Here is a 9,898-nt window from a genome sequence, read left to right as displayed (position 1 = left end):
GCGCGGCGTCCGAGATCGAGCCGGTGAGGCTCGGGTAGACGGTGAAGGCCCGCGCGACCTGGTCGACGGTCAGGCGGTGCTCCACGGCGAGGGCGGGGGAGAGGCGGGCGGGCCGCTCGGCCGCGCGGGAGACCGCGATGCCGTCGAGGACTGCGAGGAGAAGCGCCGCGTCGTCGGCGCCGAACGACGCTGCGGGATGCGCGGCGCGCAGCAGCTCCAGGACGACGTCCTCCGTGCGCGACCAGCCGGCGGTGTGGATCGCGCGGATCTCCGGATCGGTGCCGGCGCGGGAGGCGAAGGCGGTCCACACGATCGCGTCGGGCACGTCCTCGTCTGCGACGCACGCGATCTCGTCGCAGAAGACGCGCAGCCGCACCTCGGCCGAGGGTTCGGCCTCCAGGCGGCTCCGCATCCGCTCGCGGAAGCGCTCCTCGACCCGGGCCATCGCGCCGGCCAGCAGCGCCTGCTTCGTCGGGAAGTGGTGCTGGACGGCCCCCACCGAGACGCCGGCCTCGGCCGCGACGGTGCGGATGCTGAGGTGCTCCGCCCCGCGGGTCGAGAGGACGGCGACGACCGCCGAGAGGATGTCGCTCCTGCTCTCGCGCCGATCCGGCATGGCGTCCCTCTCGTTCGACTGCTCGAGCAGGCTACGCTCTCGGACATGACCAATACGACCGTATTGCCACCCCGTGCCGGAGCCGGCCGCCGCATCGCGACCCTGGACGTCGTCCGCGGTGTCGCGATCATCGGGACCCTCGGCACGAACATCTGGATCTTCTCCCACCCCTGGGGGATGCTCGGACTGCTCTCCGTCCCGGTGACGCCGGAGACCTCCTCCTCCGCCGGGACTGCGCAGCTCCTGCTGATGGCGCTGGCGCAGGGCAAGTTCCTCGCCCTCCTCTCCCTCGCCTTCGGGGTGGGCCTCGCGATCCAGCACGCCTCCGCGGTCCGGCGCGGGACGCGCTGGCCGGGCCGCTACCTCTGGCGCGCGACGCTCCTCCTCCTGGACGGCGCGGTCAACTACGTGCTGATCGCGGAGTTCGACGTCCTCATGGGATACGCCGTCACCGGAGCGGTCGTCGCCTGGCTGCTGCTCACCCGGCCGACGACGCAGCGCCGCGTGATCCTCGTCTGCGGCGCTCTGCACGTCGTCCTGATCTCGGCGCTCGTGGCGCTCGTGGCGGTGAGTCCGGACGGTGCCGGACAGGGGCCGACCGGCCGGAGCCCCTACGCGGACGCGTCGTTCCTCGGCCTCGCCCTCTTCCGGCTGCAGAACGCGGGCGTCTTCCGTGCGGAGCCGGTGCTCATCGGGCTCCTCAGCCTCGCGATGTTCCTCCTCGGCGCGCGCCTCCATCGGGCGGGGGTCCTCGCCGCCGAGGGCGCGTCACTCCGCCGTCGCATGATGGTCCTCGGCGCCCTCGCCCTCCCCGTCGACCTCGCGCTGGGCGTCGGGGGGAGCGCCGCCGGTCTGCTCGCCGAGCGCTACCTCGTCGCGCCCCTGGTCGGGCTCGGCCTGCTCGCGGCCCTCGCCGAGGCCTGCCTCCGCCGGGGCGCCGAGGGCTGGGCGGCACGCCGGGCGCGGGAGGTCGGCCGGGTCGCCCTGAGCGCCTACCTCCTGCAGAACCTGCTCGGCGGCGCCCTCTTCTACGGCTGGGGACTCGGGCTGGCGGTGACCGCCGCGCAGTGGCGCGTCCCGGCGACCGTCGGAGCGTTCCTGCTCATCGCGGCGGTCGTCGTGCTCGCGGCGCACCTGTGGCTGCGCCGGTTCGAGCTCGGTCCGGTGGAGTGGCTCTGGAAGCGGGGCGAGCGGATCGGTGTCCGCGCGCCCCGCTGACCGGAGGGGGACCTACGCGAGGAGCTCCGCGACGCCGGTGCGCAGGGCGGCGAGGCGGGACGAGACGGCCGACCGGCGGGCGTCGGCGTCGGAGTCGTGCGACCAGGCGTCGAGGTAGAGCTTGACCTTCGGCTCCGTGCCGCTCGGGCGCGCGATGAGACGGGCACCGTCCAGGGAGAAGCGGAGCGCGTCGGTCGGGGGCAGCGCGCCGCCCTCGGCGAGCAGGTCCTCGCTTCGCTCGACGGCGAGCCCGCCGATCGCGGTCGGAGGCGTCGCGCGCATTCCGGCCATGATCCGGCCGATCTCGGAGAGGTCGGTGACGCGGAGCGAGATCTGCTCCGATCCGAAGAGCCCGAACCGCTCGGCGAACGACTCCAGCTCGTCGTCGATCGTGCGCTCCTCGGCGGCGAGCGCGCTCGCGAGGGAGAGGAAGGCGAGCGCGGCCGAGACGCCGTCCTTGTCGCGGACCGTCCCGGGGTTCACCAGGTAGCCGAGTGCCTCCTCGTAGCCGAAGACGAGGTCGGGGACGCGCGAGATCCACTTGAAGCCCGTGAGCGTCTCGGCGAAGTCGAGGCCGTAGTCGGCCGCCACGGCACCGAGGGCGGGGGAGGACACGATCGAGCAGGCGAGCGCTCCTCCGGTGCGGCCCTCTCGGCGGGCCTGCTCGGCGGCGCGCCAGCCGAGCAGCGCTCCGACCTCGTTGCCGGTGAGGCGCCGGAAGCCCTCCGGGGCGGAGGCGTCGGGCACGGCGGCGGCGAAGCGGTCGGCGTCCGGGTCGTTGGCCACGATCAGCTGCGCGCGACCGGAGCGCGCGGTCGAGAAGGCGAGGTCGAGGGCGCCCGCCTCCTCCGGGTTGGGGAACGCGACCGTGGGGAACGCCGCGTCGGGCTCGATCTGCTCGACCACGACGGCCGGCTCGTCGAATCCCGCCGCGGAGAGCACCCGGTGCGCCGTCTCCCAGCCGACCCCGTGCATCGCCGTGTAGACGATGCGCAGCGGAGCGGACTGGCGGCCGACGGAGGCCGTCGCCTCGATGTAGGCGGCGACCACGGACTCGTCCGCGAGCCGGTACTCGCCGCGCGGAAGCTCCGGAACGCGCCGGTCCCGCGCGACCGCGAGGATCCGCTCGGCGATCTCGGAGTCGACCGGCGGCACGATCTGCGAGCCCTCGTCGGCGCCGCCGAGGTACACCTTGTAGCCGTTGTCCTGCGGCGGGTTGTGGCTCGCCGTGACCATCACTCCGGCGTCGGCGCCGAGGTGGCGCACGGCGAAGGCCAGCACGGGGGTGGGCAGGAGCCGGGGCAGCAGCACCGCGTCCACGCCGGCGCCCGCCATCAGCGCGGCGGAGTCCTCGGCGAAGACGCGCGAGTTCTTCCGGCCGTCGTAGCCGATCACGACCACGGGCCGCTGGACGCCCTGCGCCAGCAGGAAGTCGGCCAGGCCCACGGCGGCCTGCGAGACCAGCACGCGGTTCATCCGGTTGGATCCCGCCGCGATGGCGCCGCGCAGGCCCGCGGTGCCGAACGCCAGGCGGGCGCCGAAGCGGTCCTCGAGCTCGGCGCGGGCGGAGGCGTCCCCCGAGTCGGAGGCGGTCAGCAGGCCGACCAGCTCCTCCCGCGTCTCCGGGTCGGGGTCCTGGGCGAGCCAGGCCTCGGCGAGCTCCCGGACGTCGGCGCTCACAGGGCGCCCGTGATCCCGGCGAGCAGGCGGGCGAGGTCGTCCTCGGCGTCGCGGCCGGCCTCGAGCACCTCCTCGTGGCTGAGGGGGGTCTTCTGGATGCCGGCGGCGAGGTTCGTGATGAGCGACATGCCCAGCACCTCCATGCCCGCCTCGCGCGCGGCGATGGCCTCGAGGGCGGTCGACATGCCGACGATGTGGCCGCCGATGATCCTCGCCATCTGCACCTCGGCCGGGCTCTCGTAGTGCGGCCCGCGGAACTGCACGTACACGCCCTCGTCCAGCTCCGGACGCGTCCCCCGGGCGAGGTCGCGCAGGCGCGAGGAGTAGAGGTCGGTGAGGTCGACGAAGGTCGCGCCCTCGAGCGGCGAGTCGGCGGTGAGGTTGATGTGGTCGCTGATCAGCACGGGGGTCCCGGGCGTCCAGTGCTCCTTGATGCCGCCCGCGCCGTTGGTGAGGATCATCACCGTCGCGCCCGTCGCGGCGGCGGTGCGGACGCTGTGCGCGACGCGGCGCACGCCGTAGCCCTCGTAGTAGTGGGTGCGGGCGCCGATGATCAGCGCGCGCCTGCCGGTGGGGAGCAGGACGGAGCGCAGGGTGCCGCCGTGCCCGTGCACGGCCGGCTTGGAGAAGCCGAGGATCTCGGTGGCCTCCACCGTCGCGGTCGTCTCGCCGATCGCGTCGGCGGCCTTGCCCCAGCCGCTGCCGAGGGTGAGGGCGATGTCGTGCTTCTCGACCCCTGTCGCCTCGGCGATCTGAGCGGCCGCGCGGGCCGCGATCTCGAAGGGATCGGCGTCGGGGGCGTCGAGGGGGTGCAGGGTCTGATCGGACATCCTCCCACCCTACCGACGGGCTGCGCGGCGGCGGAGGGCGACTCCCGCGGCCGATCCGACACCCCGCGATTGGGCGAACACTCAGTGAGAGAGGACAATGGGAACCATGGCTTACGAGTTCGAGCGCGCGCAGAGGATCGCTGTACTCGGAGGGGGGCCGGGCGGCTACGAAGCCGCCATCGCGGGAGCGCAGCTCGGCGCTGAGGTCACCCTGGTCGAGCGGGTCGGAGTGGGCGGCTCGGCCGTCATCACCGACGTCGTCCCGTCGAAGTCGCTCATCGCGACGGCGGAGGCCACCAACGCCATCGGCGAGGCCGCCGACCTGGGCGTGCAGTTCTTCACCCGCTCGGAGCAGAACAAGCCGGTGCGCCCGGACGTGGCGGTCAACCTGGCGACGGTGAACAAGCGCCTGCTCGGGCTCGCGCGCCAGCAGTCCGAGGACATGCGCGCGAACCTGGTGCACCACGGCGTGCGCATCGTCCAGGGGGACGGGCGCCTGGACGGCTCGAACGCCTTGATCGTCTCCACGGCGGCCGGCGGCGAGGGCATGGACTTCGACCGCATCGAGGCGGACACGATCGTGGTCTCGGTGGGCGCCAGCCCCCGTGTGCTCCCGACCGCGGCTCCCGACGGCGAGCGCATCCTCAGCTGGACCCAGCTCTACAACCTCAAGTCCGTCCCCGAGCACCTGATCGTGGTGGGCTCCGGCGTGACCGGCGCGGAGTTCGCCTCCGCCTACCGTGCGCTCGGCGCCCGCGTGACCCTCATCTCCTCCCGCGACCAGGTGCTGCCCGGCGAGGACGCCGACGCGGCCGCCGTGATCGAGAACGTCTTCAAGCGCAACGGCATGGTCGTGCTCTCGAAGTCGCGCGCCGACCGCGTCGAGCGGACCGAGAAGGGCGTGCAGGCCGTGCTCTCGGACGGACGTGTCGTCGAGGGCTCGCACTGCCTGATGGCCGTCGGCTCCGTGCCGAACACGGCGGGCATCGGCCTCGAGGACGCGGGGGTGCAGCTGACGGAGTCGGGGCACATCCGCGTCAACCGCGTCGCCCGCACCAGCGTCCCCTCGATCTACGCGGCCGGGGACTGCACCACGTTCCTCCCGCTCGCCTCCGTCGCCGCCATGCAGGGCCGCACCGGCGTGTTCCACGCGATGGGCGACGCCGTGAACCCGACCGAGGTGCGCAACGTCGCGGCGAACATCTTCACGCAGCCCGAGATCGCGACCGTCGGGTGGAGCCAGCGCGAGATCGAGGAGGGCATCGCGCAGGGCGAGATCTACAAGCTCCCGCTCGCCGCGAACCCGCGGGCGAAGATGATGGGCATCCGCGACGGCTTCGTCAAGCTGTTCGCGCGCACCGGCTCCGGCACCGTCATCGGAGGCGTCATCGTCGCTCCGAAGGCGAGCGAGCTGATCTTCCCGCTCGCCCTCGCCGTGGAGCACCGCCTGACCGTCGACCAGGTCGCGCGGGCCTTCACCGTCTACCCGAGCCTCACCGGCTCGATCTCGGACGCCGCGCGCGCCATGCACATCGTCACCTGACGCGCCACTCCGCCGGGCCGCGCGGGGTGCGGCCCTTCATCGGCAGAGCGCACGACCGGGAATCGCGTGCGAAGCGATTGACCGCAGCGCGACGCGACCCGCTCGGCGGTACCACTCACGTCGAGGAGCCGACCGCGCCGGGCCGCGCGAGGAGCGGCCCGGAACGGGCTCAGACGATCTGGAGGAGCACGTGTCCCGCGGGGACGGTCGCTCCGGCCGTCGCGTCGAGGCCCTTCACGACGCCGTCCTTGTGGGCGGTGAGCGGCTGCTCCATCTTCATCGCCTCGAGGACGACGACCAGGTCGCCGGTGACGACCGTGTCGCCCTCGAGGACGGCGACCTTGACGATGGTGGCCTGCATGGGCGAGGCGACGGAGTCGCCCGTGACGGTGCTGACGGAGGAGGAGCCGCGGCGCTTCGGGGAGGCGGCAGCGGCCCCGCGGGCGGGTCCCGAGCCGACCAGGTCGCCGGGGAGCGTGACCTCGACGCGGCGCCCGTCGACCTCGACGACCACGTTCCGGCGGGCCGCCGGCTCGTCGGTCGCTCCGGGCTCGCCGCTCCAGGCCGGGATCGTGTTCTCGAACTCGGTCTCGATCCAGCGGGTGTAGATCGTGAAGGGCGCGCCGCCCTCGGGGGCGAAGGCCGGGTCCTCGACGATCGCGCGGTGGAAGGGGAGGACGGTCGGCAGTCCGGTGACCTCGAACTCGGCGAGGGCGCGGCGCGAGCGCTCCAGCGCCTGCTCGCGGCTGTCGCCGGTGACGATCAGCTTCGCGAGGAGCGAGTCGAAGGAGCCGGAGATCACGTCGCCGGCGACGACACCGGAGTCGACGCGGACGCCGGGTCCGCCGGGGGCCTTGAAGACGTGCACCGGGCCCGGAGCGGGGAGGAAGCCGCGGCCCGCGTCCTCGCCGTTGATGCGGAACTCGAAGGAGTGGCCGCGGGGCGCCGGGTCGTCGTAGTCGAGCACGCCGCCCTCGGCGAGGCGGAACTGCTCGCGCACGAGGTCGATGCCGGTGATCTCCTCCGACACGGGGTGCTCGACCTGGAGGCGGGTGTTCACCTCGAGGAAGGACACCGTGCCGTCCTTGCCGATCAGGAACTCGCAGGTTCCGGCGCCGAGGTAGCCGACCTCCTGCAGGATCGCCTTCGAGGCGCGGTAGAGCTCGGTGTTCTGCGCGTCCGTCAGGAACGGCGCGGGCGCCTCCTCGACGAGCTTCTGGTGGCGGCGCTGGAGGGAGCAGTCGCGGGTGGAGACCACGACGACGTTGCCGTGCGCGTCGGCCAGGCACTGGGTCTCGACGTGGCGCGGCTGGTCGAGGTACTTCTCGACGAAGCACTCGCCGCGGCCGAAGGCGGCGACGGCCTCGCGCGTGGCGGAGGCGAACAGCTCCTCGACCTCGTCGCGCTCGCGGGCGACCTTGAGGCCGCGACCGCCGCCGCCGAAGGCCGCCTTGATCGCGACGGGGAGGCCGTACTGGTCCACGAACTCGAGCACCTCGGCGGCACCGGAGACGGGGTTGAGGGTTCCCGGGGCCAGCGGCGCGCCGACCTTCTCGGCGACGTGGCGGGCCGAGACCTTGTCGCCGAGGCGCTCGATGGCCTCGGGGCCGGGGCCGATCCAGATCAGGCCGGCGTCGATGACGGCGCGGGCGAAGTCGGCGTTCTCGGCGAGGAAGCCGTAGCCGGGGTGCACGGCGTCGGCACCGGAGCGGCGCGCCACCGAGAGCAGCTTGTCGATGACGAGGTAGGTCTCGGCGCTGGTCGTCCCGCCGAGGGCGTAGGCCTCGTCGGCGAGGCGGCTGTGCACGGCGTCGCGGTCCTGGTCGGCGTAGACGGCCACGGAGGCGATCCCGCTGTCGCGGGCGGCGCGGATGACTCGGACGGCGATCTCGCCCCGGTTGGCGACGAGCACCTTCGTAATCTTCGGCATGGTCCTCAACCCTAGGGGGCGGCTCCGCCCGGCCCGGCGCGGCTCACCACAAAGAAGCGGAGGGCCTTCGTCGGTTCCTCACAAGGGCGGGACGGGCCTCAGCGGTTCCAGAGCGCGGTCCAGTCGACCCCGAGGCTCCGCACCAGAGTGCGGAGGGTCGGCACCGACATCCCGATCACCGTCGAGGGGTCGCCCTCGATCGCGGTGATGAAGCCGGCGCCGCGGCCGTCGATGGTGAAGGCGCCGGCCACCTCGAGGGGCTCGCCGGTGGCGACGTAGGCGTCGATCTCGGCGTCGTCGATGTCGTCGGCGAACGTGACGGCGGCGGAGGTGACCGCTCCGGCCTCGGCGACGATCCTCCCGCCGCGGTGGTCGACGAGCCAGTGGCCGGAGTGGAGGCGGCCGGTGCGTCCGCGCTGGGCGCGCCAGCGCTGCCGGGCCCGCTCGGGCTCGTGCGGCTTGCCGTGGACGACGCCGTCGAGGACGAACGCGGAGTCGCCGCCGAGCACCAGACCGTCGATGTCCGGGCGCAGGACGGCGTGCGCCTTGGCGCGGGCGAGCAGCGAGACGGTGGCGTCCGCGTCCAGCGCCGCGCCCCGCTCCTGCTCGGCCCGGGCGACGGCCGCGGGCTCGTCCACCTCGGAGGGGACGACGACGGGCTCGATCCCGGAGGCCCGCAGCAGCGCGAGGCGCGCGGGGGAGGTGGAGGCGAGGTAGAGGCGCACGAGGGCTCCCTGCGGCCGGGCCCACGCTGTGGGATGCTCGACGGATGGCACAGACCCCGTCCCGAGCATCCGCCCGCCCCGACGGGGCCGACGACGCACTCGGGACCGAGATCGAGCTCGACATTAGCAACGTCGCCCACGGCGGCGTGTTCGTCGCCCGGCACGAGGGCCGCGTCGTCTTCGTCCCGGACGTCCTCCCCGGCGAGCGCGTGCGGGCGCGGATCAGCGAGGTCCGGCACGACAGCTTCTGGCGTGCCGAGGCGCTCGAGGTGCTCGAGGCGTCCGAGCACCGGGTGGAGCACGTCTGGCCCGAGGCCGCCCTCGACCGCCGCCCGGGGGAGCGCGTCGGCGGCGCCGAGCTCGGCCACGCCGACCTGGCCTACCAGCGCGAGCTGAAGCGCCTCGTGCTCGTCGACTCCTTCTCCCGCTTCGCCCGTCGCGAGGTCGAGGTGGAGGTCTCGCCGATCGGCGGGGACGACGCGTCCGGCGGCCTCGGCTGGCGCACGCGGAACCGCCTCCACGTCGACGACGACGGACGGGTCGGCCCCTACGCGGCACGCAGCCACCACGTCGTCACCGTGGAGTCGCTGCCCCTCGCGACCGCCGACTCCTCCTTGGCCGCACCGCTCGGCGAGCGCCTCGCTCCCGGCTCGGTGGTCGACCTCGTCGACGCGGCCGGGTCCGAGGGGGCCGCGGTGCTCGTGCACGACCCCTCCGACAAGCGCGCCCGCCGCGACCGCACGGTGGTGAGCGAGTTCGTCGCCGACCGCACCTTCCGGGTCGACCGCACCGGCTTCTGGCAGGTGCACCGCGGAGCCGCCGCCGCGCTCTTCGAGGCCGTGCAGGCCGCCGTCGACGCGGATGCGGCGGACCCGTCGGCCGCCAACCACGACCTCTACGGCGGGGTGGGCCTGCTCGCCGCGGCGCTGGCCGACCGCCTCGGCGCCGGAGTGCGCGTGACCAGCGTCGAGAGCGACTCCCGCGCCACCGAGCACGCGCTCGAGAACCTGGCCGACCAGGTCGGCGCCCGCGCGGTGACCGCCCGCGTCGACCGCTACCTCCGCGACGTCGTCGCCCAGGCCGATGCGCGCGAGCGGGCGCGGTGGCGCGCGGCGACCGTGGTCCTCGACCCGCCGCGCTCGGGCGCCGGCCGAGCGGTCACCGACGCTCTGGCGGAGCTGCGGCCGGCGCAGCTCGTCTACGTCGCCTGCGACCCGGTCGCGCTCGCCCGCGACGTGGGCGCCCTGACCGGGGCCGGCTACGAGCTCGAGCGCCTCGAGGGCTTCGACCTCTTCCCGCACACCTCCCACGTGGAGGCCGTTGCGCGACTGGTCCGCCGAGAGGACTGACCGCGGG

Annotated in this window: 8 protein-coding genes; 3 read left to right on the top strand and 5 right to left on the bottom strand. The window is 74.0% G+C overall.

All coding sequences use genetic code 11. The annotated features are described in order from the left end of the window. A partial coding sequence (locus C5C33_RS04405; RefSeq protein WP_104260505.1) for a TetR/AcrR family transcriptional regulator occupies positions 1 to 616 on the bottom strand: 616 nt, incomplete at its 3' end. Between the two features lie 45 nt (positions 617 to 661). On the opposite strand from C5C33_RS04405, the gene C5C33_RS04400 reads away from it, so the two are divergent. Beyond that, positions 662 to 1,834 (top strand): DUF418 domain-containing protein, encoded by a 1,173-nt coding sequence (locus C5C33_RS04400; protein WP_104246686.1) that lies wholly within the window; start codon positions 662 to 664, stop codon positions 1,832 to 1,834. 12 nt (positions 1,835 to 1,846) lie between these two features. Here C5C33_RS04400 and C5C33_RS04395 read toward each other — a convergent pair whose 3' ends face one another. Together C5C33_RS04395 and C5C33_RS04390 are read right to left on the bottom strand one after the other, a co-directional pair. After that, complete coding sequence (locus C5C33_RS04395) at positions 1,847 to 3,514, bottom strand: phospho-sugar mutase (RefSeq protein WP_104260504.1); 1,668 nt, start codon at positions 3,512 to 3,514, stop codon at positions 1,847 to 1,849. Then, the gene (locus C5C33_RS04390; protein ID WP_104232831.1) at positions 3,511 to 4,344 is read right to left on the bottom strand and encodes a purine-nucleoside phosphorylase; all 834 of its coding nucleotides are present in this window, start codon (positions 4,342 to 4,344) and stop codon (positions 3,511 to 3,513) included. Before C5C33_RS04390 ends, C5C33_RS04395 begins: the two co-directional genes overlap by 4 nt. Before the next feature lie 106 nt (positions 4,345 to 4,450). Between C5C33_RS04390 and C5C33_RS04385 the strand changes: the two genes are divergently transcribed. Further along, positions 4,451 to 5,887, top strand: coding sequence for an NAD(P)H-quinone dehydrogenase (locus tag C5C33_RS04385; RefSeq protein ID WP_104223171.1), 1,437 nt, complete (start codon positions 4,451 to 4,453; stop codon positions 5,885 to 5,887). 169 nt (positions 5,888 to 6,056) lie between these two features. On the opposite strand, the gene C5C33_RS04380 is transcribed toward C5C33_RS04385, so the two are convergent. Together C5C33_RS04380 and C5C33_RS04375 are read right to left on the bottom strand one after the other, a co-directional pair. After that, positions 6,057 to 7,817, bottom strand: coding sequence for a biotin carboxylase N-terminal domain-containing protein (locus tag C5C33_RS04380; RefSeq protein ID WP_104260503.1), 1,761 nt, complete (start codon positions 7,815 to 7,817; stop codon positions 6,057 to 6,059). Positions 7,818 to 7,915: 98 nt separating this feature from the next. Next, positions 7,916 to 8,542: a nucleoside triphosphate pyrophosphatase gene (locus C5C33_RS04375; RefSeq protein WP_181136187.1), complete on the bottom strand. Its 627-nt coding sequence runs from the start codon at positions 8,540 to 8,542 to the stop codon at positions 7,916 to 7,918. A gap of 44 nt (positions 8,543 to 8,586) precedes the next feature. On the opposite strand from C5C33_RS04375, the gene C5C33_RS04370 reads away from it, so the two are divergent. Further along, entirely contained in the window at positions 8,587 to 9,891 is a 1,305-nt protein-coding gene (locus tag C5C33_RS04370) for a class I SAM-dependent RNA methyltransferase (RefSeq protein WP_146080877.1), read from the top strand. Positions 9,892 to 9,898 lie beyond the last annotated feature (7 nt).

The sequence above is a fragment of the Rathayibacter sp. AY1H3 genome (assembly GCF_002932015.1).
This window is presented reverse-complemented; position numbering and strand designations above follow the sequence as displayed.

Bases quoted from the DNA above. Each gene is read 5' to 3' on its own strand.
- C5C33_RS04400 (WP_104246686.1), top strand. From the start codon at position 662: ATGACCAATACGACCGTATTGCCACCCCGTGCCGGAGCCGGCCGCCGC.
- C5C33_RS04390 (WP_104232831.1), bottom strand. From the start codon at position 4,344: ATGTCCGATCAGACCCTGCACCCCCTCGACGCCCCCGACGCCGATCCC.
- C5C33_RS04385 (WP_104223171.1), top strand. From the start codon at position 4,451: ATGGCTTACGAGTTCGAGCGCGCGCAGAGGATCGCTGTACTCGGAGGG.
- C5C33_RS04380 (WP_104260503.1), bottom strand. From the start codon at position 7,817: ATGCCGAAGATTACGAAGGTGCTCGTCGCCAACCGGGGCGAGATCGCC.
- C5C33_RS04370 (WP_146080877.1), top strand. From the start codon at position 8,587: ATGGCACAGACCCCGTCCCGAGCATCCGCCCGCCCCGACGGGGCCGAC.